Here is a 22,210-nt window from a genome sequence, read left to right on the forward strand (position 1 = left end):
CCTCAGTAACGGCGACGCGCATTGGCTTCACGCGCGGCCTGGGCTTCTTCAACAGAGACCACGCGACGGCCCACCGGCCACAGCGCAATCGCGGCGATTTTGAAGTTGGCGATGCCAACTGGAATGCCGATGATAGTCAGACACTGCACGATACCGGCCGAGATATGCGCCAGACACAGCCACCAGCCAAACAGAATCAGCCAGAAGATGTTGAGGAAGGTGCCGCCAGTATTCATCACATGGCTTTTGCTGTCGGGGCGCAGCACATCGACATGCACCGCTTCGTTGCCAAAAGGCAGCAGAGACAGCTTGGTGATTTCCCAGCAGGAACGCGTCAACGGCAGCGTGAAAATCAGTACGATGCTCACCAGCGTGGCGAACAGCCAGCTGAGGGTGGTGAAGAAGCCGCCGAGAATGAAATTAAGAATATTAAGTACGGTACGCATAAACGTGTTTTTCCTTTTGCAATCCGCAATATGTGGCGCCAAGTTTAGCTCTTTTTAAGGCTGGAGCGCCAAGAGTCTGACAGGTAAACTGCGCGATATCGAATTCCACATGACGGTGCGGACATGGAACTGAAAGCAACATCAATGGGTAAACGTCTGGCACAGCATCCCTATAATCGGGTGCGCTTGCTGGCCGCCGGCGTGGAAGTCAGTGGCGATCGCCATGAATATCTGATTCCGTTTAACCAGTTGCTCAACATTGCCTGCAAGCGCGGCATGGTGTGGGGCGAACTGGAGTTTCTGCTGCCAGATGAGAAAGTGGTGCGCCTGCATGGCACCGAATGGCAGGAAACGCAGCGCTTTTTCCATTACTTGCAGCACGCCTGGCAGCAGTGGAGCCAGGAGATGAGCGAGGTGAGCGCCGAGGTGCTCGCCGCGCTGGAGCAGGAAATCCTCGCCTTTACACAGCAGGATCGCTGGTTGAAACGCAGTGAGCTGAGCGCGGTGAAAGAGAGCATTACGCGCCAGTTTTCTGCCTTGCCGTTGCCCCTCGCGCGTATTGCCGAGTTTGAAAACTGCCGTGAACGCTGGGAATTCTGCCAGCAATGGCTGGATCAGGGTGAAACGGCCATTCGCCAACGCAATCGTGAATGGACCAGCAAGATCCTCAGCGATTATCACGAATTCTTCTCCAAGGTTGAAACCACGCCGCTCAATCCATCGCAATGTGAAGCTGTAGTAAATGGCGAAGATGCGCTGCTGGTGCTGGCGGGTGCTGGCAGCGGCAAAACCTCGGTGCTGGTGGCGCGCGCGGGTTGGCTGCTGAAACGCAAACTGGCGCAACCGGATCAAATTCTGCTGCTGGCGTTTGGTCGTCAGGCGGCAGAAGAGATGAATGACCGCATTCAAACGCGTCTTGGCGAGAGCGCGATTCAGGCGCGTACCTTCCATGCGCTGGCGCTGCATATCATCCGCGAAGGCAGTAACAAACAACCGGTAATCAGCAAACTGGAGAGCGACAGCAAGGCGCGGCGACAGCTGCTAATTGAGACCTGGCGTGAGCAGTGCAACAGCAAAAAAGCGCAGGCCAGCGGCTGGCGTCAGTGGTTGCAGGATGAGTTGGAGTGGGAAATCCCCGAAGGTCCGTTTTGGCAGGATGACAAACTGGCGCAGCGTATCGCATCGCGCATGGAGCGCTGGCTGGGTTTGATGCGCATGCACGGCGGCGCGCAGGCGGCAATGATCGCGGATGTGGCAGAAGCGCAGCGCGATAACTTCAGCAAACGCGTCAAACTGATGGCGCCACTGCTTAAAGCGTGGAAAAGCGCGCTGAAAGAGGAAGGCGCGGTCGATTTCTCAGGGCTGATTCATCAGGCGATTGCCATTCTGGAGAAAGGGCGCTTTATCAGTCCGTGGAAGCATATTTTGGTCGATGAATTCCAGGATATCTCACCGCAGCGAGCCGCACTGCTGACGGCGCTGCGTCAGCAAAACAAGCGAACCAGCCTTTACGCGGTGGGCGATGACTGGCAGGCAATCTATCGCTTCAGCGGTGCCGAAATGAGTCTGACCACCGCGTTCCATCACTATTTCGGTGATGGCGATCGCTGCGTGCTGGATACCACCTATCGCTTTAACGATCGCATTGGTGAGATTGCCAATCGCTTCGTGCAGCAAAACCCGCATCAGCTGCGCAAGCCGCTAAATAGCTTGAGCAAGGGCAATAAAAAATCGGTGACTTTGCTGCCGCAGGAGCAACTGGAAGCGCTGTTCGATAAACTGAGCGGCTATGCCAAACCCGATGAACGCGTGCTGCTGCTGGCGCGTTACCACCATTTGCGGCCAGCAATTCTCGATAAAGCCAAAACGCGCTGGCCAAAGTTAAAGCTGGATTTTATGACCATTCATGCCAGCAAAGGCCAACAGGCGGACTTCGTCATTGTGTTGGGGCTGCATCAGGGACGCGACGGTTTTCCGGCAGAAGCGCGTGAATCCATCATGGAAGAGGGTTTGCTGCCGCAGCCGGAAGATTTCCCGGATGCGGAGGAGCGGCGGCTGGCGTATGTGGCGATGACGCGCGCGCGCCAGCAGGTATGGCTAATGTTTGATAAAGATCGGCCTTCGGTATTTGTCGAACACCTGCGCGAGTTAGGTGTGCCGCAAAGCCGTAAGGCTTGATGATTAGGGTTTCAGACGTTCGGCGAGATAACGCTGATAGTCTGGAATCTGAATCTCAATCTGCTGGGCAAATTTCGGTGACTGAATAATAAAGTCTGCGGTGGTGCGGTTATTAGCCACCGGGATATTCCACACTGTGGCGAGGCGCAGCAGCGCTTTGACATCCGGATCGTGCGGCACCGCATTCAGCGGGTCCCAGAAGAAAATCAGCACATCAATTTTGCCTTCCGAAATCAACGCGCCCACTTGCTGATCGCCGCCCATCGGGCCGCTCAGCATGGCGTTAACGTCTAATCCAGTATGACGATTAATCAGATTGCCGGTGGTGCCGGTAGCGTAAAGCACATGCTTTTGCAGCGTGCTTTGGTTGATTTGCACCCATTCAAGCAGCGAGGCTTTGCAGTGATCGTGTGCAACGAGGGCGATATGTTTCTGAACCTGAAGGGTACGAACGGTCTGCTCCATAGGGCTTCCTGTTTCTTCTCATGCATTATGTGTTAATGCAGGAGTTTACCCCTGGCGTTTCATCACTATCAACTTGTGCGTAAGGTTTTCATCCAGCTAATAAAACGCAGACGTGTGGCGGCATCAAAACGCTTGAACCAGCCTTGCAAAGAGGGGAGATCGCTAACGTCCTGCCAGGCGTAGTCCATATTCAACTGCGCCTCGCTCACGCTCAGCGAATGTAAGGCAAAACGCGGAACCGAAGCGGCGTGGGCATCACGATTATAATTCACCATCGCCTTTTCGAAATCGTTATCACTTTCCTTTGGCAAATGGTCGCGCAGGCTGGTGATCTCCATGCCGCGTTCATCAATCAGCTGGAAGTTGAGCGTTTTGTCGAAGGTAGTGCGTTCGCGACGATTATTGAGCGCGGGCAAGCGAATCGCCACCGAATGGGCGTTGGCGTTAAAAGTGACAATCATCGGCACGGATTGAAAGTGCGCGGCGTCAGCGCCCGGTTTTTCCACACGAAACAGAAACTGATGCTGCCCACGCTCCAGCTCAAGGCTGCCAGCACCTTTCAGCAGCGAGCCAGAGATTTTACGCCCGTCCAGCACCAGCAGTTCGATCTCGGGATCGAGCTTGAGAGTGATGGCCTGGCATGAGGCTGATACGAGCAACAGCAGTAAACTCGTAGCAGTTAAAGACAGCTTCATTTCAACTCCCGGCAGAAGGGGGTAAATCGATTATGTGTAGCAAAGTATTACATTATGGCAGTAAATTTACATTTTTACATATTTATTCGTGCTGCTGCGCAAAGTTCTCGTGCCCGGCAGTTGCAGCCTAATGCGCAATGCCATCTACACTTAAGCGAATGAACCAGGAGAAAAAAGATGAATGATCAAACGATTCGCGATGTGCTGACTAAAACCAAACGTATCGCATTAGTAGGCGCCAGCGATCGTCCCGATCGCCCAAGCTATGGCGTGATGAAATACTTGCTCGATCAGGGATACGACGTGATTCCAGTGAGCCCTAAACTGGCAGGTCAACAACTTCTTGGTCAAACCGCTTATGCCACGCTGGCGGATGTACCTGGAAAAGTGGATATGGTGGATGTGTTTCGCAATGCCGAAGCGGCGTGGGGCGTAGCGCAGGAAGCGATTGCCATTGGGGCGGATACATTGTGGTTACAGTTGGGCGTGATTAATGAGCAGGCGGCGGTGCTGGCGCAGGACGCGGGTATGACCGTAGTCATGGATCGCTGTCCGAAGATTGAAATTCCGCGGTTAGGTATCACGCGCTAAAACAAAAACGGCGACCTGAGTCGCCGTTGTCATTAATGTCGCAGGCTGGGTGCCTGCAGCTGCTGCCGAATTGACGCGGCCAGCTCATCCATTGAAGGTTGTTCGGGATGTTCAAAGGAGGTTTCTCCCGCCAGCTGAACTTCCGCAACGTAGGTATGCACCTGATCACCTTCTTCATCTTCCATCACCACATGATACCAGGGCGCGGCGCGCAGCGTTTCGCTGGCAGCGACATCATCAACTTCTGGCTCATCAAGCGAAAACTCCGGATCGACATCCACGATAACGCCGAGCACCCCGGAGAGACGATGTCGGACCTGCTGTCCAATTCCAAATTTAGTCGTAATCATTGTGACCTCCCAAAAGACTGCCCTGTAACCAATATGGAGGCAGGGACAGCGTTTTCAAGTCACAGCACGCGGCAGGCAAAACCTTTCAGATAAAGCCCTTCAGGATAGCTGGCGATCACTGGATGGTCGGCTGCCTGACGGAACTGCTCTATAAATTGTACATCACGCCCGGCATCAACGGCGGCATCCGCGATGATTTTCTGGAACAAATCGGTCGGCATCAGGCCAGAACAGGAGAAGGTCAGCAACACGCCGCCGGGATTCAACAGCTGAATGGCCAGCATGTTGATGTCTTTATAGCCGCGACACGCGCCCATCAACTGGTTCTTGTTCTCAACGAATTTCGGCGGATCCATCACGATCAGATCGAACTTCTCGCCGCTGTCGCGATAACGGCGCAGCAGTTTGAATACATCGTCACGCACGAACTGGGCGCGCGACACATCCAGACTATTGAGCTCAACGTTCTGTTTCGCCACGTCGAGTGCGTCCTGCGAAGTATCAACGCTGATCACTTCACGGCAGCCGCCCATCAAGGCCGAAACCGCAAATCCACCGGTGTAAGAGAAGCAGTTCAGCACGCGTGCATTCTCTGAGTAGCCACGCGTGGCAAAACGGCTGTCACGCTGATCAAGGTAATAACCGGTTTTATGGCCGCCTTGAATATCCACCAACAGCTTCATACCGTGTTCGGTAATCGGCAGCAGCGCTGGCGGCAGTTCACCCGAAACCGGGCCTTGTGCCAGCTCCAGTCCCTCTTTTTTACGCACCGCGACGTCTGAGCGATCGTAAATAGCGCAATCCGGGAAGCACTGTTGCAAGGCTGATACGATAGCCGGACGTTGATATTCGGCACCCGCAGACAACAGTTGCAATACCAGGAAATTACCAAAGCGATCGATGGTAACGCCCGGCATGCCATCGGACTCACCGGCAATCAGGCGATAGCTGTCCAGCCCATCACGTTTAGCCAGCCAGTCACGCCACAGCTGCGCTTGCTCAAAGCGGCGCACGAAGAAGGTGATGTCGATTGACTCATCCTGTTGCCAGCTCCAGACGCGTGCGCGAATTTGTGATTGCGGAGAATACGCGGCGCGAGCCAGCCATTTGCCATTGCTGTCACAGACATCAATGGTTTCACCAGACTGGGCTTTACCTTCCATACGTGCAACGGCACCAGAGAACACCCACGGATGGCGGCGGAGCAGGGATTTTTCACGTCCCTTTGCGAGAATCAATCGAACGGTCATAGTTTGCTATGCTTACCTGAAAAAATGAGGCGCCATTTTCCGGCGGATGGCGGCAAATTGCAACGCAAGGTGATGGGAGAACGTAATGGCAACCACATGCTGCAAAATTTGGGTGCATGGCATCGTGCAGGGCGTGGGATTTCGCTACCACACGCAAGCGCAAGCCAGAGAGTTGAATCTTAACGGTTATGCGCACAATCTGGCGGACGGCAGCGTTGAAGTGCTGGCGTCCGGTGAAGCGCAGCAGGTCGATGAATTGATCAGTTGGCTAAAAGCGGGTGGGCCGCGTAGCGCGCGGGTGGACAAAGTGCTGGTGGAGCCGCATCAGCCCAGAGAAGTGCCTACGCAATTCACCACCGGCTGATTACAGGCACTTGGCCGGTTTCGGCAATCCGGCAATTTTGGTCGCTTGCTTCGCCGGGCCTTCCGGGAAGAGGCGGAACAGATAGCGGCTGTTGCCTTTCTCCTCGCCATACTTTTGCGCCATAGCTTTCACCAGCATGCGCACCGCCGGCGAGGTATTAAATTCCTGATAAAACGCGCGCACAAAGTGCACCACTTCCCAATGCGCTTCACTCATCACGATCGCCTCTTGCTCCGCAATAGCGGCGGCCAGCGGTTCGCTCCAGTCCGCGCTATTTTTCAGATAGCCTTCCGCATCGGTGGCAATCTCTTTACCGGCAAAATTCACAGTCATTCCTCATTGCGTTAATCGATACATTGTAAATTCGCCCGGCCATAAAAAGCAAAAACCCCGCCGAAGCGGGGTTTGATAACTGTTACGGCATCTTAATCGCGGTTAGCGAAGCCCAGCAGGCTCAACAGGCTAACAAAGATGTTATACAGCGAGACATACAGACTCACGGTGGCGCGAATGTAGTTAGTTTCGCCGCCATGAATGATGTTGCTGGTTTCCCACAAAATGGCACCGGCAGAGAACAGAATGAACAGGGCGCTAATCGCCAGATGCAGCGCAGGCAGTTGCAGGAAGATGTTAGCAACAACCGCCACCAGCAGCACCACAAAGCCGGCCATCATCATGCCGCTCAGGAATGACATATCACGGCGCGTGGTCAGCACATAAGCCGAACAACCGAAGAACACCAATGCGGTGCCGCCTAATGCCATGGCGATCACATCACCCATGCCCGCAGTGAGGAACGAACTGAGGATTGGGCCAAGGCAGTAACCGAGGAAACCGGTAAAGGCGAAGGCGGCCAGAATACCTGCTGGGCTGTTAGCTAGTTTATGCGTCAGGAACATCAAACCATAAAAGCCCACCAGCATCAGAATCAGACCCGGTGAAGGCAACGCAAACACGGTGCTAAGTGTTGCGGTAACCGCCGAGAAGGCCAGCGTAAAGCCAAGTAACAGATAAGTATTGCGCAGCACCTTGTGGGTGCTGACTAACGATTGCTGCGACGAGCTAAAAACTCTTTCCATCACGCGCTCCTTAAAGAGAGAAACACCAAATATGGCACGAGGATACGCAGCGCCTGAAAGACAGAAAAGGCGTTTTACCCATCTTTACGCGATAAATTGCTGTTTCACTGAGCAGAATGGCGAAATTGACGCCGAAAAAATAGAATTTGGCTGTTTTTCAGCCGAACGATTCATTGCAGGCTTTACATCGTTATGGGGGATGTTTATAGTGCGCCTCATTGCGGAGGGGTGGCCGAGTGGCTTAAGGCAACGGTCTTGAAAACCGTCGATGGGAAACCATCCGAGAGTTCGAATCTCTCCTCCTCCGCCATCACTCTTGCTGAGTGATGACGCAACAAAAAAATCCCCGGAGGGATGGCCGAGTGGCTTAAGGCAACGGTCTTGAAAACCGTCGATGGGAAACCATCCCAGAGTTCGAATCTCTGTTCCTCCGCCATATTAAAGAAGCCCGCAGAAATGCGGGCTTTTTGCTTTTCTGCGTTCACAGATTCCGAAAAACATCGCGTTGCTTTTCAATCTGCTGCCATTGCCCAACGCCACGCGCGTTTACTGCTATATTCCATGCACGGTTTTTTGCAAACATCTGGCGATTTTCCGATGCAAGCTGAGTTACACTGTGCGGTAATTCGCTCTTTGGCGGGCTAATCGTTTGAAAGCCAGAGTGTTTCACTGATGAATTATGGAATAGGCACAATGATCAAGAAACTGAGTCTTTGCGCGTTGTCAGTCATCGCTGCGCTCCCGATGGGCATGTCCGCATATGCTGCGGATGGAGATATGCAACTCCAGCAGGTGCTGATGTTAAGCCGTCATAACCTGCGTGCGCCGCTCGCCAATAACGGCAGCGTACTGGAACAATCCACCAAGAAGAGCTGGCCGCAGTGGGATGTAGCGGGCGGTGAGCTCACCACTAAAGGTGGCGTGCTGGAAGTCTACATGGGTAATTACACCCGTCAGTGGCTGGCACAGCAGGGCTTAGTCCAGAACGGTACTTGCCCGGACAGCAGCAACATCTTTGTCTATGCCAACAGCCTGCAGCGCACCGTGGCGACCGCGCAGTACTTTATCACTGGCGCTTTCCCTGGCTGTGATATCGCGGTAACGCATCAGGATGCGATGGGCACCATGGATCCTATCTTCAATCCGGTCGTCACTGACGGCAGCGATGAATTCAACAAGAAAGCGTTGGCTGCCATGACCGCCGCCAATGAAAAGCTGGCACTGAAACCTGCCTTCCAGCACCTTGAAAAAATCGTTGATTACAAATCTGCCCCGGCCTGTAACGGCAAAAAGCAGTGTGATTTAAGCAGCGGCGATAACACCTTCAGCGCGGATAACGGTAAAGAGCCAAACGTAAGCGGTCCGCTTAAAATCGGCAACTCGCTGGTGGATGCGTTTACGCTGCAATATTACGAAGGTTTCCCGGCCGATCAGGTTGCCTGGGGCCAGATCAAAACGCCTGAGCAGTGGAAAGAGCTGGCGTCGATCAAAAACGGTTATCAGGATGCGCTGTTCGCCTCTCCTGAAGTGGCGCGCGAAGTGGCCGCACCGCTGGTGGATTACATCCGCAGCCAGTTAGTCGATCAGGACAAAGCCAACGCGCCAAAAGTGACGTTGATGGTCGGTCATGATTCAAACATCGCATCGTTACTCAGCGCACTGCAGGTTAAGCCTTATGAGTTGCCGGGCAACGATGAGAAAACGCCAATTGGCGGCCAGGTGGTATTCGAACGCTGGCACGATGTGAAGAACAACAAAGATCTGCTGAAAATTGAGTACGTCTATCAAACGGCCGATCAGCTGCGCGATGCCGACGTGCTGAGCCTGAAAAATCCACCGAAGCGCGTCACGCTGCAACTGGCAGGCTGTGAAACGGATGCCAACGGCTACTGCAGCTGGGATCAATTCACCGGCGCACTCAATGGCGCTCTGCAAGGTACGCCACTTCAGCCTGCTGCTGCACCAGCTCCGGCAGAACAGCCAGCACCAGCGGCGGCCGCACCGGCCGCAGATGATGCCAAGCAGAAAGCCGATCAGGCCGCTGCCGATAAAGCGGCTGCAGACAAAGCAGCAGCAGATAAAGCCGCAGCACAGAAGGCTGCAGACGCGAAAGCGGCTGAAGAGAAAGTGAAGGCGGATAAAGCTGCAGCGCAGAAAGCCGCTGACGAGAAAGCCAAAGCCGAGAAATCCACCGCCCAAAAAGCAGCGGATGACAAAGCTAAGGCCGATGCGGCTGCTGCACAGAAAGCACAAGCCGATGCCACGCCAGCCAAGCCAGAAGAGCCGGCCAAAGCGGCGACCAGCAACTGAGTTTGCTGAAAAAACAAAACCCCGCCGAAGCGGGGTTTTTTTATGCCTGTGAACTTAACCGGCAACCACAACCAATTTTTGGTTAGCGAACTCTTTAATACCCAAATCCGACAGCTCTCGCCCGTAACCGGAACGTTTGACGCCACCAAACGGCAGCTCTGCTGAGGTATCGCTCTGCGAATTGATGAACACCATGCCGGTTTCAATCTGCGACGCCATCTTACGGCCGCGCGCAATGTCTTTGGTCCAGACCGAACCGCCCAAGCCGTAATTTGAATCATTCGCCAGCGCCACAGCGGCACGATCGTCCGCCACCACATACACCTGTGCCACCGGACCAAAGAACTCCTGATAATAAGCCGGATTATCTGGCGTTAGACCGGTAAGCACCGTTGGCTGGTAATAGCAGCCGACGCCATCAATGGCGCGTCCACCAAATTCCAAGCGCGCGCCATTTTTTACCGCTTCATCAACCTGCTTCACTAATCGATCGCGCGCATCTTTAGAAGAGAGCGGACCGAGCGTGGTTTTCTCATCGAGCGGATCGCCCGGCGTGGCCGATTGCAGAGCCGCGCTAAATTTGGCCATAAACGTATCGGCAATTTTCTCGTGCAGAATAAAGCGTTTGGCAGCGGTACACACCTGGCCGCAGTTGCTGAGGCGAGCCTGCGCGCCCTGACGAACCGCTTCATCGATATCGGCATCGTCCAGCACCACAAACACATCGTTACCGCCCAGTTCCAGCGTTGATTTCTTCAGATGTTTACCGGCCTGTTCCGCCACGGCGCTACCGGCACGTTCGGAACCGGTCAGCGCCACACCTTGCACACGTGGATCGGCGATCAGATCCGCAACCTGATCGGTAGAGATAAACAAATTGGTCCACGCGCCTTTTGGCGCACCGGCTTCTTCCACCAGCTTTTCAAATACATCGGCGCAGTGCGGCACAATGTTGGCGTGTTTTGCCAGTACCGGATTGCCCAGCGCCAGGTTTGGCGCCAGTACGCGCATCAGCTGATAGTAAGGGAAGTTCCACGGTTCAACCGCGACAATCACGCCAATCGGATGGTACTCAAGCCAGGCATCGCCCACATCGCTGGCGTAGGGCTGCGGCTGTAAAAATGTCGCGGCATGTTCAGCGTAGTAGCGGGCGATCTGCGAACAAATTTTCACTTCACCGCGACTTTGCCCAATTAACTTGCCCATCTCTTTACTGGCGATGGTCGCCAGTTCTTCAACACGTTGGTCGATCAGGTCGGCTAAACGATGCAGCACCTGCAAACGCGGCTGAATATCGCCTTTACTCCACGCGGAATGATAGAGCGAATCTGCGGTTTTCAGTGCCTGTTGTGCATAGGCATCATCGTGCTCGTTCCACGCTTTTAGCAGTTGGTTATTGGCTGGATTGATACTTTGATAGGCAGACATACAAGGCTCCTTGGTGATGTAAAGGTAACAAAGGCGGGACAGTGCCCGCCTGTAACTCAAACGTTTTTCCGCTCGACCGTTTTGTCGTCCCAGGTCAGAACATCCTGGTCGGTCTTTTTGAAGGCGCGAATCAGCACTTCATCACTGCCTTGCTGACTCCAGATCTGCTCGGCTAAACGTTCGTCGTAGTTGGCTACCTCAAAAATGGCTTCAGCGATTTCGCGTGAAGTGTGGCGCAGTGATGCCCATTCGCCCACGTGATGCTCTTTCGACTGTTCTGTTGTCATGAAGATCTCCTGTTGTGGATTTTATCCCTGCAGCTTAACCGCCAGTCCGGCGACGTGTTGACCCTGATAACGGGCAATATCCAGTTCTTCCGCCGAAGGTTGACGTGATCCATCTCCGCCCGCCAGCGTAGTCGCGCCGTAAGGCGTTCCGCCGCGTACGTGAGAAATGTCAAAAAGTTGTTTCGTGCCATAACCGATAGGAACGATCACCATGCCGTGGTGGGCGAGGGTGGTCCAGACGGAGGTGATGGTTTGCTCCTGGCCGCCGCCGGTGCCCGTAGAGGCAAAGACGCTGGCGATTTTGCCGTACAGCGCGCCCGAAGCCCACAGACCGCCGGTGCGATCCCAGAAGTTACGCATCTGGCCCGCCATGTTGCCGAAACGCGTGGGTGTGCCAACGATGATGGCATCGTACTGCGGCAAATCTTCCGGTTTCGCTTCAGGCGCGGCCTGATTCACTTTGCCGCCAACCTGGGCGAAACGCTCGGCATCCATGCTTTCCGGCACGCGTAATATCGTGACTTCCGCGCCACTTACGCTCTTTGCACCGTCGGCCACGGCTTGCGCCATGGTTTCAATATGTCCGTACATCGAATAATAGAGCACCAAAATCTTTGCCATAGTTTTCATCCTGCTGGGGTGATGAGTAATCAGAAGTATAGAAGAGCCTGCGCAGGCTGCTGTACAGAGGTTAAGCAGGTGCCAATAAGTGTCGGCTAACTGCTTGTAACGCGGCGGTAAATTTGGTTTTTCGCAGATAAATTAGTGAATTATCTGTTTCAAATTATGAATATCAGGCCGATCTCACCGTTGCGTTGTCTATTATTTAATCAGGCGTGTGGAATGTCCGCCGCCGTGCTTTTCACGGCAGCATCGTGATCAGCCCCTAATCTGAATGCTCAATCCCTGGAGGAAATGATGGCCGAACATCGTGGAGGATCAGGCAATTTCGCAGAGGACCGTGAAAGGGCCGCAGAAGCGGGTCGCAAAGGCGGCAAAAACAGCGGGGGTAATTTCAGAAACGACCCACAGCGCGCTTCTGTAGCCGGTGAAAAAGGGGGACGCAGCCGCGGCAAGAAATAACGCGACTGCCCGTTAATCCCCGGCCGCCGGGTTCGCCCGGCGGTAACAAGCATTGCAATTTCCCCGCTCTCTGAGCAAACTGACCGCCAACTGATTATTCTGGTGCGTTATGTCCGCTTCCTTTTCTCGTCTCAGCCTGCGTATTTCGCGTCAGGAGCTGGTGCTCATTTTTATTACCATGGTTTGGGGCGGCACCTTTTTGGTGGTACACCGCGCGATGGCGCATTCCGGTCCATTCTTCTTTGTCGGATTACGTTTTGCCACGGCATCGCTGCTGCTGGCCTTTTTCTTCCGTCGATATCTTAAGCAGGTGACCTGGCTGGAAATCAAAGCCGGCGCGCTGATCGGCCTGTCGATTGCCGGCGGCTACGGTCTGCAAACCTGGGGCATGCAAACCATTTCCAGCAGCCAGTCAGCATTTATTACCGCGCTGTATGTGCCGGTGGTGCCGCTACTGCAGTGGTTATTTCTGCGCCGTCCGCCGGGATTAATGGCGTGGCTGGGCATTTTGCTGGCATTTACCGGTTTAGTGCTGGTGGCCGGTCCACAGGATGGCAGTTTGACGCTGAATGCCGGTGAGATCGCTACCTTGCTGAGTACGCTGGCGATTGCGGCGGAGATTATCCTGATCAGCCGTTATGCCGGACAAGTTGATGTGCGCCGCGTAACGCTGATTCAGCTGATGGTGGCATCGGCCTGCGCTTTTGTTCTGATGATCCCGAATGGCGAATCGGTTCCCGCTATGTCAACGCCGCTGCTGTTGAGCGCGTTGGGTTTGGGCGCAGCCAGCGCCTTGATTCAGGTGACGATGAACTGGGCGCAACGCAGTGTTTCACCGACGCGTGCCACGGTGATTTACGCCGGTGAACCGGTATGGGCGGGCGTGGTGGGACGTTTGGCGGGTGAGCGTTTACCTGCGGCGGCACTGTTGGGCGCGGCATTGATTGTTTGTGGCGTGATCGTCAGCGAGCTGCGTATTCGTCGCAAGAAAGCAGTGCCCGATCAGGCACCGCTCGAACCTTAAGGATGTTGCCGCGCCGCCTGGTTCGCCAGTGCGGCGCCGCGACGTTGCAAAATGGCGTTCAGAATGATGGCACCAAAGGTTGCAGTGCCAATGCCGCCAATGGTGAAGCTGCCAATCTTCAGCGCAAAATCACCCGCGCCCAGCACTAGCGTGGTCGCTACCATGATCAAATTGCCATTTTGATTGAAATCCACGTGGTTCTGCACCCAAATGCGTGCGCCTGCCACCGCAATCAAACCAAATACCACAATTGATGCGCCGCCAATCACCGGACCGGGAATGGTGTGAATCAGCGCGCCAAATTTCGGTGAGAAGCCGAGCACCAGAGCGATCACTGCGGCGGCCACGAAGGCCAGCGTGGAATAGACTTTGGTTACCGCCATCACGCCGATATTTTCCGCGTAAGTGGTGACGCCGCTGCCGCCGATAGATCCCGACAGCATGGTTGCCAAACCGTCGCCGACAAAGGCGCGGCCCATCCAGGGATCGAGGTTGCGCCCGGTCATGCCCGCTACGGCTTTAATGTGGCCGAGGTTTTCCGCCACCAGAATGATCGCTACAGGCGCAATCATCACGATGGCCTGCATATCAAAGATCGGTGCGGTGGTGTGCGGCAGACCAAACCATGGCGCGCTGGCAAGGCCGCTGAAATCCACCGGTTTGCCAAAGCCCATCACGTTAGTCAGCAGCGCGTAGATGGCCCACGCGACAATCAGACCGACCAGAATCAGCAGGCGCTGGATCATACCGCGCGTGAACACCGCGACCAGACCAATGCACAGCACCGTCATCACCGCCATCCAGCTGTCGAACATCGAGCCGGAAACGCCGTGCACCGCAATCGGTGCCAGGTTCAGACCAATTGCCATCACCACCGCGCCCGTGACCACCGGCGGCATCAGGCGTTCAATCCAACCGGTGCCGACTTTCATCACGATCAGGCCAATCACGGTATAGAGCGCGCCGCAGGCGATAACGCCGCCCAACGCAAGCGCCAGATTAGGGTTGAGTCCCTGGCCGTTAAAGCCGGTTACCGCGATGATCACGCCGACAAACGCCGCGCTGGATCCGAGATAGCTGGGTACGCGTCCGCCGGTGATCAGGAAGAACAGCAGCGTACCGATGCCCGAAACCAGAATCGCCAGATTGGGATCCAGTCCCATCAGCAACGGCATCAGCACCGTTGCGCCAAACATTGCCACAGCATGCTGCAGGCCAAGGACGACTGTCTGCGCAAACGGCAGCGTTTCGTCCGGCGCAATCAGCCCATCATCGTTCAAGGCTGACTTTTTCTGCCAGCGGGGGAACCAGGAACTCGCCATCGTCATCTCCAGGGTGTCAGTGAAAGCGGGCCGCACAAGGCGGCGTTAGCGGGCGTCCTGCCGTAAAAGGTGATGATAGCCACGGTCAAACCATGCCAGACCGTGGGTTTCATCATTGCGTACCAGCGCCTGCACTTCGCAAAACAGAATGTCGTGCGTGCCCACGCTGACTACTTGCGCCACTTTGCAATCAAACGACACCAGCGCGCCGTCTAACAGCGGTGAACCGCTGGCCAGCGTGTGCCAGTCAGCGGCGGCAAAGCGTGCTGCCATTGGCGTTTTGCCGCCAAACAGCGTCGAGAGTTGTTCATGCCCGGCGGCCAGCGTGTTAACGCACAGATAACCGTTGTCGCGGAAAATCGGCCACACCGACGCTGAGCGATTAAGACAAACCAGCAGCGTTGGCGGCGTATCGGTCACGCTGCACACCGCCGAGGCGGTAAAACCGGCACGTCCGGCGGGGCCGTCGGTGGTGATGATATTTACCGCTGCGCCTAAGCACGCCATCGCGTTGCGAAATGCATCGCGTTCTACAGCGGGTAAAACCGGCAGTTCATGCACGCTCATTGGCTGCTCCTGTGATTAGCTGGCCGCACGCTGAGCAGGCGCAGCCGTGTCGGCCAGCCAGCGCAGCAGCAGCGCATTAAAGTTGTCGGCATCGGTGACACTCATCGCGTGTCCGCCCCATGCCATCTCAATCAGGCTGCCGTTAGGCAGCGCCTGCGCCAGCTGTGGTGAGCAACTCCACGGCACCAGCAGATCGTCCTGGCTGCAAATCGCTAATACCGGCTGGGTGATGCGCGCCACATGTGGACGGAAATCCGCGCTTTTTAGCGCATGCAGGCGGCGCAACAGGTTTTCCATGCCCTGGAAATGGGCGACATGGTACGCATCTTCCGCGTTAATGCGCTCCTGATTGCGCGCCAGCCATTCAGCGGGATAGAGGAACAGCGGCTGCGCACGCACAAAGGCTTCGACGCCGACGTTCATCAGCAGATCCTGACGCACCTGGAAGCAGCGCTGCGTGTGCGCATCCAGCGAAAGCCAGCCGTTGATCACCACCACGCGGCCCACGCGCTGCGGGAAGTCCAGCGCCAGCTGCAGGCCGATTAAGCCGCCCAGCGCATGGCCGATAATGTCGTAATGCTCAATGCCGTGCTGTTCCAGCGCCTCCGCCAGTTCCGCCGCCATCATCGTCATGCTGTAGCCGTCCGGCAGCGTATCTGCGCTGCGGCCGGTGCCGCGCTGATCGAAGGTCACCACGCGATAATGCGGCGTCAGCGCCGCCAGCTGCGGCTGCCAGAAACCGGCGACGCCGCCTAAACCAGAGGCGAGCACCAGCGTCGGCGCATCTTCAGTGGTTAAACCCTGAATCTCCAGATGCATCACGCCTCCTGTTTGCCGATATGCGCAACGGTGGCGATTTCAATCAGCGCATCCGGTTTCACTAAGCCACACTGAATGCAGAAGCGCGCCGGTTTATCGCCGGGGAAGTACTCGGCATAGATCTGGTTAATCGCCGCGTAGTTGCTCCAGTCGGTGAGAAAAATCGAGTTGAAGGTCACGTCGTCCATCGTGCCGCCGGCGGTTTCGATCACCTTTTTGATGGTCTCCAGCACGTGACGCGTTTGCGCGGCGGCATCACCGACGTGCACCACGTTGTTGTTGGCATCGAACGGCAAGGTGCCGGAGACGTACACAATGCCGTCAGCTAGCGTGCCGGGCACGAATGGCGCGATTGGCGTACCGCTGCCGGGCGGAATAATCACACTTTTAGGCATGGTGAAATCCTCTTGTTATTGATGTGCAGGTGAATCGAGGCGTTAGCTTTTCAGCGTTTCGCAGAACGTGTCGGTATCGCTGACCCAGCCAAAAAACGTTTCAATGTTGAAAATGGCCGCCTGCTGCGCAAACGCCGGACCTGCCTGATAGGTCGCGTCTTCCAGCACCACGCCGAAATACTCCAGGAAGAAGCCGTCACGCAGCGTCGATTCCACGCAGACGTTGGTAGCAATGCCGGTAAACACCAGATGGCGGATGCCGCGGCTGCGCAGCATGCTGTCGAGCGAGGTGTTGAAGAAGCCGCTGTAGCGTGGTTTCGGCAGCACGATATCGCCTTCCTGCGGCACCAGTTCATCGACCAGCGCATAATCCCAGCCGCCTTTCGACAGCAGCGTGCCCTGCAATTCCGGGCGCTTGCGCATGGTTTTCAGCGCGTTGGATTTGTGGAAGTTAGGGGATCCAGCGTCACCGGCTTCGACGTATTGGTCGTCCCAACCGTTCTGGAACCAGATGATCTGCATCCCGGCGGCACGCGCTGCGGTGACCGCCTGATGAATTTTGGCAATCACCGGTTTGGTGGCGGAGACATCAAAGCCCGCCAGATCGAGATAGCCGCCTTGCGTGGCGTAGGCGTTCTGCATATCCACCACAATCAGCGCACTTTGCGCAGGCGGCAGCGCGATGGCTTCCGGGCGCGCCGGCAAGGTGACGTTCGGTAAACTTGAGGTGTGGGCGCAAACAACGGTACTCATCAGGCAACCTCCTGCTGGGATGCGATTAAATCGTGACGACACTGCATTAATGGCTGAATACGTTCACCGAAATCTTCGATGCCTTGCAGGAAGTCGTCGAAGGTGAGCAACACGCCTTGCGTGCCATCTACTAAAGCAACCTCATCCAACATTCGTGCCACATTGGCGTAAGAACCCACCAGCGTGCCCATGTTGATGTTGACGGCGGAAGTTGGATCGGCCATCTGGCGCACGTTGGTGTCGCTACCGGATTTGGTATCCTGCTGACTTTGCGTGGTGAGCCAGGCGAGCGCCTCTTCATCGGCTCCGGCTTTGTAGTGCTCCCATTTGGCGCGTGCGGCTTCGTCGCTTTCGGCGGCAATGATCATAAACAGCACATAAGAACCGACGTCGCGGCCCGCTTTATCGGCAGCTTGTTTCATGCGCGCGGCGGTTGGCGCGAAGGCGGTTGGCGTGTTGACGCCTTTGCCAAAGCAGAAGTTGTAATCGGCATGCTGCGCCGAGAACGCCATGCCCGCATCGCTCTGGCCGGCGCAGATCACTTTCATCGGTTTCTGCGGCTGCGGGCTGACGCGGCAATCGTTCATAGTAAAGAACTCGCCTTTGAAGTCGCTCTGGCCGGTGCCCCACAGATCGCGCAGCACGGTGACGTATTCGGTCAGATATTCGTAACGACTGGAGAAGTAGGCATCGCCCGGCCACAAGCCCATCTGCTCGTACTCGGGTTTCTGCCAGCCGGTGACGAGGTTGACGCCGAAGCGGCCATTGGAGATGGAATCAATGGTGGAGGCCATACGCGCCACAATCGCGGGCGGTAAGGTGAGCGTGGCGGCGGTGGCGTAGATCTCAATGCGTGAGGTCACCGCCGCGAGTCCCGCCATCAGCGTGAAGGATTCGAGGTTGTGATCCCAAAACTCGGTTTTACCGCCAAAGCCGCGCAGCTTGATCATCGAAAGGGCAAAGTCGAAATGATAATGCTCCGCTTTCAGCACGATCTCTTTGTTCAGTTCAAAGGTCGGTTTGTATTGCGGCGCATGGGTGGAGATCAGCCAGCCGTTATTACCAATCGGGATAAAGACGCCAATTTTCATGTGAAACCTCTCTGCATTAGACGGGGACTGCTTCACGCGCTGCGCTGCTTCCTGCACGCATCCTGCGGGCGGCGCTCCATCACAAAATTGCAAAGGCTGTGCCACATTTTCAAAAGACTTAAATAACAATGTGTTAAAAGTAGCGATATTTGTAAGCTGGAGTAATTGGTCCAATTCAGACCGTTTGGTCAAAACGTTCTGCACGTTTTTCATGCGCGACATGGTCAAAAAAGGTGCAGGCAGGCGATTAGGCAGGAAAGAGGGCCTTTGTTATGATGCGTTCACGCAGGACGGAAGAGGTAACAGTGTGAAAAGCGATGAAAAAAAACCGGGACGCCGTTCGCGTGCGGTCGCCGCAAAGCGGGCAGCCATTCTGGAAGCGGCATTAGCCTTCTTCTCGCAATACGGCATTCACGGCACCAGCCTGGATAAAGTGGCGGAGCGTGCCGACGTCTCGAAAACCAATCTGCTGTATTACTATCCGTCGAAAGAAGTGCTGTATGTGGCCGTTTTAAAAGAGATTCTTGATGTGTGGCTGGCACCATTGCGTGCGCTGCAGCACGATCACGATCCGCTGACGGCCATTCGTCAATACATTCGGCTCAAACTGGAAGTCTCGCGCGATCATCCGCAAGCTTCACGGTTGTTCTGCCTTGAGATGTTGCAAGGCGCGCCACTGCTGAAAGGTGAACTGGCCGGTGATTTAAAAGCGCTGGTGGATGAGAAAGCGGCGATTATCGAGCAGTGGATCGCTGAAGGGCGGCTGGCGGGCGTGCAGCCGCAGCACCTGTTTTTCCTGCTGTGGGCGACCACGCAGCACTATGCGGATTTCGCCTCGCAGGTGGAAGCGATTACCGGCCAGACGTTGAACGATGCGGCGTTCTTTGAACAGACGCTGGAAAATGTGCAACGCATGATTATTGAAGGGATCCGCGTGCGCTGATCCCGCTGGTTCAAGGAGAGTGCATGGATTCGTTATCACAATTGACGTTAGGCGCGGCGGTCACGGTTGCGGTGATGGGCAAACGCGTTCCGCTGTGGCAAGCGGCGCTGGTAGGCGCGGTGGCGGGCACCTTGCCGGATCTCGATGTGTTTATCGATCACGGCGATGCTATCCGCAATATGACGCTGCATCGTACCGAAAGTCATGCGCTGATATTCCTCACCTTATTTGCACCGCTGCTCGGCTGGCTGGTGGCTGGTGCGACACGCAGTCGCGCACATTGGCGCGGCTGGACGCTGGCGATGTGGCTGGCGCTAATAACGCATCCGCTGCTGGATCTCACCACGGTTTACGGCACGCAGCTGGGCCTGCCGCTCACCGATTTCCCCTATGCCATTGGCAGCATGTACATCATCGATCCGCTGTATACCTTGCCGTTGCTGATTGCGCTGCTGGTGGCTCTATGGCGGCGTGATGCGGTGGGTTTGCGCTGGAATCAGGCGGGATTGCTGGTGAGTACGCTCTATCTCGGCTGGAGCATGGTGGCACAAAGCATCGCGACTCAGCACATTGAGCAAGCGCTGACGCAGCAATCGGTGCAGCCCGAGCAATTGCTGGTGACGCCGACCGCGTTTAATACGCTGGTGTGGCGCACGGTGATCATGACGCCGGATCGTTATGGCGAAGCCTATTGGTCGCTATTGTCGCCCGGGCGTCCGCTGCAGATAAGCTGGCACGACCGTCAGCCCGCGCTGTTTGCACCGTTCAAAGGGCAATGGCACGCCGAGCGTGTGGCGTGGTTTAGTCATGGTTTTTACGCGATGAAGCAGCAGGGCGATCGTACGTTGATCAGCGATTTGCGCATGGGTGAAGAGCCGGATTACACCTTTACCTTTAATCTGGGATCGCCGCAGTCGCCGGAAGTGGCTCCTCAGCGTGAACCTTCGATGCGGCCCTCGCTGGCGCAGGCATGGCACAAACTCCGCGAGCGACTCTGATTTGTAGGGTCGCCATTTATGGCGACCAATGCTTATGGCTATCTGGTTGCATTTTTCTTTAGGATTGCTATCCGTGCGGGCTCTGACACATCTGCTACGTCACGGGCCGTCCTCGCGCCGCTAGCGCGGTGCCTTCGGCTTTCACGTCGTGCCGACGGACCATTCGGGGATCGGCCCTCCTGGCCGGCCCCGAACTGCCTCACGCATCCATGCGCGAGGCTCCTGGCCCAACGTTAAAGCCTCAGCGCTGCGGATAGCCCTTTTGCCGCAGCAGACGCGTCAGCGCCTCTGGCAAATGTGTCCCCGGCCAGCGCACGGGCGATTGCCTTAAATAACAAGCATTACGCCATTCATGGCAACCGGTAACTTTTACGCTTTACGACGACGTAACAACCAGCCCATGGTCAACATCACAAACCACAGCGGCGTTATCATCAGCGCCTGACGGGTATCTTCCTGCAGCGTCAACAGCACCAGCACAAAGGCGAAGAACGCCATGCACGCCCAGCACATAAACTTACCCAGCGGCATTTTGAACGTCGATTCGGCATGACGTTGTGGATGCTGCTTACGGTACGCCAGATAGCTGCACAGGATGATGGTCCAGACGAACATAAACAGAATCGCCGACACCGTAGTGACCATGGTGAACACTGTCATCACATCCGGAATCAGGTAGATCAGCGCCACGCCGGCCAGCAAACACAGGCAGGAGAAGAACAGGCCGGTGGTTGGCACCGCACGCGCTGAGAGGCGACCAAAGGCTTTATGCGCCACGCCTTGTTCCGCCAGGCCGTACAACATGCGGCTGGTGGAGAAGATACCGCTATTAGCGGAAGAGGCGGCGGAGGTCAGCACCACGAAGTTGACGATGCTGGCAGCAGCAGGCAAGCCAATCAGCACAAACATCTCAACGAACGGGCTGCGATTTGGTAGCACATGATTCCACGGCGTTACCGCCATAATCACCATCAGCGCCAGCACGTAAAACATAATGATACGCAGTGGAATGGCGTTGATCGCGCGTGGCAGAACTTTGTGCGGATCTTTGGTTTCTGCTGCCGCAGTGCCAACCAGCTCAATACCGACAAAGGCGAAAACCGCAATCTGGAAGCCGGCAAAGAAGCCGCTTAGTCCTTTCGGAAACATGCCGCCGTGATCCCAGATATTGCTCAGGGAAGCGGTGCCACCGTTCGGCGACGGATAATGCATGCTCACCAGCACAATGCCGGTAATAATCAGCGCCACAATGGCGACGATTTTAATAATCGCGAACCAGAACTCCATCTCACCAAACAGCTTCACCGTGGCGATGTTCAACGCCAGGAAGACAAAGACGCACAGCAGAGCGCTCATCCAGATGGAGAAGTCCGGGAACCACAACTGGAAATAGGCGCTGATGGCGACCACATCGGCAATCCCGGTCACCACCCAACAGAACCAGTAAGTCCAGCCGGTAAAATAACCCGCCCATGGACCAAGTAAGTCAGCGGCGAAATCGCTAAAGGATTTGTATTCGAGGTTGGATAACAGCAGTTCGCCCATGGCGCGCATGACGAAGAACAGCATAAAGCCAATGATCATATAGACGAAAATGATCGACGGACCCGCCAGACTGATGGTTTTACCCGAGCCCATAAACAGCCCGGTGCCGATGGCGCCACCGATGGCAATCAGCTGGATGTGACGATTATGCAGGCTACGCTGGAGTTTATCCGGCTGTTCGGCCTCAATGAGCGCCTCTTTTGATTGATCAACCATAAATTATTCTT

Annotated in this window: 25 protein-coding genes and 2 tRNA genes; 10 read left to right on the top strand and 17 right to left on the bottom strand. The window is 55.8% G+C overall.

Annotation, left to right across the window (positions count from 1 at the left end; all coding sequences use genetic code 11):
* Positions 1-2: 2 nt before the first annotated feature.
* Positions 3-446, bottom strand: a complete 444-nt coding sequence (locus tag NR302_RS07130) for a YccF domain-containing protein (protein WP_008101434.1) — start codon at positions 444-446, stop codon at positions 3-5.
* A 123-nt stretch (positions 447-569) separates the two neighbouring features.
* On the opposite strand from NR302_RS07130, the gene helD reads away from it, so the two are divergent.
* Positions 570-2,624, top strand: coding sequence for a DNA helicase IV (gene helD / locus NR302_RS07135; RefSeq protein ID WP_258144882.1), 2,055 nt, complete (start codon positions 570-572; stop codon positions 2,622-2,624).
* Between the two features lie 3 nt (positions 2,625-2,627).
* On the opposite strand, the gene NR302_RS07140 is transcribed toward helD, so the two are convergent.
* Together NR302_RS07140 and NR302_RS07145 are read right to left on the bottom strand one after the other, a co-directional pair.
* On the bottom strand, positions 2,628-3,089 hold the full coding sequence (locus tag NR302_RS07140) for a methylglyoxal synthase (protein WP_008101429.1): 462 nt from the start codon (positions 3,087-3,089) through the stop codon (positions 2,628-2,630).
* Positions 3,090-3,157: 68 nt separating this feature from the next.
* Positions 3,158-3,784 carry a DUF2057 family protein gene (locus NR302_RS07145; RefSeq protein WP_258144883.1) on the bottom strand — a complete coding sequence of 209 codons (627 nt, stop codon included), beginning with the start codon at positions 3,782-3,784 and terminating at the stop codon, positions 3,158-3,160.
* A 177-nt stretch (positions 3,785-3,961) separates the two neighbouring features.
* On the opposite strand from NR302_RS07145, the gene NR302_RS07150 reads away from it, so the two are divergent.
* Positions 3,962-4,375, top strand: coding sequence for a CoA-binding protein (locus NR302_RS07150; RefSeq protein WP_154181458.1), 414 nt, complete (start codon positions 3,962-3,964; stop codon positions 4,373-4,375).
* A gap of 32 nt (positions 4,376-4,407) precedes the next feature.
* On the opposite strand, the gene hspQ is transcribed toward NR302_RS07150, so the two are convergent.
* Together hspQ and rlmI are read right to left on the bottom strand one after the other, a co-directional pair.
* Entirely contained in the window at positions 4,408-4,725 is a 318-nt protein-coding gene (gene hspQ, locus NR302_RS07155) for a heat shock protein HspQ (protein WP_008101422.1), read from the bottom strand.
* Between the two features lie 59 nt (positions 4,726-4,784).
* Positions 4,785-5,975, bottom strand: coding sequence for a 23S rRNA (cytosine(1962)-C(5))-methyltransferase RlmI (gene rlmI, locus NR302_RS07160; RefSeq protein ID WP_154192161.1), 1,191 nt, complete (start codon positions 5,973-5,975; stop codon positions 4,785-4,787).
* Between the two features lie 85 nt (positions 5,976-6,060).
* On the opposite strand from rlmI, the gene yccX reads away from it, so the two are divergent.
* On the top strand, positions 6,061-6,339 hold the full coding sequence (gene yccX / locus NR302_RS07165; RefSeq protein ID WP_258144884.1) for an acylphosphatase: 279 nt from the start codon (positions 6,061-6,063) through the stop codon (positions 6,337-6,339).
* Here yccX and tusE read toward each other — a convergent pair whose 3' ends face one another.
* Together tusE and yccA are read right to left on the bottom strand one after the other, a co-directional pair.
* Positions 6,340-6,666, bottom strand: coding sequence for a sulfurtransferase TusE (gene tusE, locus NR302_RS07170; RefSeq protein ID WP_061717573.1), 327 nt, complete (start codon positions 6,664-6,666; stop codon positions 6,340-6,342).
* Positions 6,667-6,764: 98 nt separating this feature from the next.
* Positions 6,765-7,418: an FtsH protease modulator YccA gene (yccA, locus tag NR302_RS07175; protein ID WP_008101414.1), complete on the bottom strand. Its 654-nt coding sequence runs from the start codon at positions 7,416-7,418 to the stop codon at positions 6,765-6,767.
* Between the two features lie 222 nt (positions 7,419-7,640).
* On the opposite strand from yccA, the gene NR302_RS07180 reads away from it, so the two are divergent.
* The 3 genes from NR302_RS07180 to agp all read left to right on the top strand — a co-directional run bounded on the left by NR302_RS07180 (position 7,641) and on the right by agp (position 9,728).
* Positions 7,641-7,728: transfer RNA gene (locus tag NR302_RS07180), tRNA-Ser, on the top strand.
* A 38-nt stretch (positions 7,729-7,766) separates the two neighbouring features.
* Positions 7,767-7,854: transfer RNA gene (locus NR302_RS07185), tRNA-Ser, on the top strand.
* Positions 7,855-8,111: 257 nt separating this feature from the next.
* Positions 8,112-9,728 carry a bifunctional glucose-1-phosphatase/inositol phosphatase gene (gene agp, locus NR302_RS07190; protein WP_154181460.1) on the top strand — a complete coding sequence of 539 codons (1,617 nt, stop codon included), beginning with the start codon at positions 8,112-8,114 and terminating at the stop codon, positions 9,726-9,728.
* Between the two features lie 54 nt (positions 9,729-9,782).
* Here agp and NR302_RS07195 read toward each other — a convergent pair whose 3' ends face one another.
* Genes NR302_RS07195 through wrbA form a run of 3 tightly spaced genes read right to left on the bottom strand, consistent with a single transcriptional unit; the run spans position 9,783 to position 12,064 of the window.
* Positions 9,783-11,156 carry an NAD-dependent succinate-semialdehyde dehydrogenase gene (locus NR302_RS07195; RefSeq protein WP_258144885.1) on the bottom strand — a complete coding sequence of 458 codons (1,374 nt, stop codon included), beginning with the start codon at positions 11,154-11,156 and terminating at the stop codon, positions 9,783-9,785.
* Between the two features lie 56 nt (positions 11,157-11,212).
* Positions 11,213-11,443, bottom strand: a complete 231-nt coding sequence (locus NR302_RS07200) for a YccJ family protein (protein ID WP_007887329.1) — start codon at positions 11,441-11,443, stop codon at positions 11,213-11,215.
* A 21-nt stretch (positions 11,444-11,464) separates the two neighbouring features.
* Positions 11,465-12,064, bottom strand: a complete 600-nt coding sequence (gene wrbA, locus NR302_RS07205) for an NAD(P)H:quinone oxidoreductase (protein ID WP_258144886.1) — start codon at positions 12,062-12,064, stop codon at positions 11,465-11,467.
* A 297-nt stretch (positions 12,065-12,361) separates the two neighbouring features.
* Here wrbA and NR302_RS07210 point away from each other — a divergent pair, with 297 nt between their 5' ends.
* Both NR302_RS07210 and NR302_RS07215 read left to right on the top strand, forming a co-directional pair.
* Positions 12,362-12,526, top strand: coding sequence for a general stress protein (locus NR302_RS07210; protein ID WP_061717065.1), 165 nt, complete (start codon positions 12,362-12,364; stop codon positions 12,524-12,526).
* Between the two features lie 109 nt (positions 12,527-12,635).
* Positions 12,636-13,550 (top strand): DMT family transporter, encoded by a 915-nt coding sequence (locus NR302_RS07215; protein ID WP_258144887.1) that lies wholly within the window; start codon positions 12,636-12,638, stop codon positions 13,548-13,550.
* Here the strand turns inward: NR302_RS07215 and rutG are convergent.
* Genes rutG through rutA form a run of 6 tightly spaced genes read right to left on the bottom strand, consistent with a single transcriptional unit; the run spans position 13,547 to position 18,497 of the window.
* Complete coding sequence (rutG, locus tag NR302_RS07220) at positions 13,547-14,872, bottom strand: pyrimidine utilization transport protein G (RefSeq protein ID WP_154192175.1); 1,326 nt, start codon at positions 14,870-14,872, stop codon at positions 13,547-13,549. The two genes, NR302_RS07215 and rutG, sit on opposite strands and share 4 nt — an antisense overlap.
* Before the next feature lie 45 nt (positions 14,873-14,917).
* Positions 14,918-15,439, bottom strand: a complete 522-nt coding sequence (gene rutF / locus NR302_RS07225; protein ID WP_258144888.1) for an NADH-dependent FMN reductase RutF — start codon at positions 15,437-15,439, stop codon at positions 14,918-14,920.
* Between the two features lie 15 nt (positions 15,440-15,454).
* A complete protein-coding gene (gene rutD, locus NR302_RS07230) occupies positions 15,455-16,258 on the bottom strand; it encodes a pyrimidine utilization protein D (RefSeq protein WP_258144889.1) in 804 nt (267 codons plus the stop codon).
* On the bottom strand, positions 16,258-16,653 hold the full coding sequence (gene rutC / locus NR302_RS07235; protein WP_008109435.1) for a pyrimidine utilization protein C: 396 nt from the start codon (positions 16,651-16,653) through the stop codon (positions 16,258-16,260). Before rutC ends, rutD begins: the two co-directional genes overlap by 1 nt.
* Positions 16,654-16,695: 42 nt before the next feature.
* The gene (rutB, locus tag NR302_RS07240) at positions 16,696-17,406 is read right to left on the bottom strand and encodes a pyrimidine utilization protein B (protein ID WP_008109438.1); all 711 of its coding nucleotides are present in this window, start codon (positions 17,404-17,406) and stop codon (positions 16,696-16,698) included.
* A complete protein-coding gene (gene rutA, locus NR302_RS07245) occupies positions 17,406-18,497 on the bottom strand; it encodes a pyrimidine utilization protein A (protein WP_008109441.1) in 1,092 nt (363 codons plus the stop codon). The genes rutB and rutA overlap by 1 nt, the downstream gene beginning before the upstream one ends.
* A gap of 307 nt (positions 18,498-18,804) precedes the next feature.
* Between rutA and rutR the strand changes: the two genes are divergently transcribed.
* Positions 18,805-19,440 carry an HTH-type transcriptional regulator RutR gene (gene rutR, locus NR302_RS07250; protein ID WP_036649823.1) on the top strand — a complete coding sequence of 212 codons (636 nt, stop codon included), beginning with the start codon at positions 18,805-18,807 and terminating at the stop codon, positions 19,438-19,440.
* 23 nt (positions 19,441-19,463) lie between these two features.
* A complete protein-coding gene (locus NR302_RS07255) occupies positions 19,464-20,438 on the top strand; it encodes a metal-dependent hydrolase (protein WP_258144890.1) in 975 nt (324 codons plus the stop codon).
* Positions 20,439-20,807: 369 nt separating this feature from the next.
* On the opposite strand, the gene cycA is transcribed toward NR302_RS07255, so the two are convergent.
* On the bottom strand, positions 20,808-22,199 hold the full coding sequence (gene cycA / locus NR302_RS07260; protein WP_258144891.1) for a D-serine/D-alanine/glycine transporter: 1,392 nt from the start codon (positions 22,197-22,199) through the stop codon (positions 20,808-20,810).
* Positions 22,200-22,210: the final 11 nt, after the last annotated feature.

Source organism: Pantoea sp. SOD02 (assembly GCF_024707505.1).
In the GTDB taxonomy this organism is placed as follows: Bacteria; Pseudomonadota; Gammaproteobacteria; order Enterobacterales; family Enterobacteriaceae; genus Pantoea; species Pantoea symbiotica.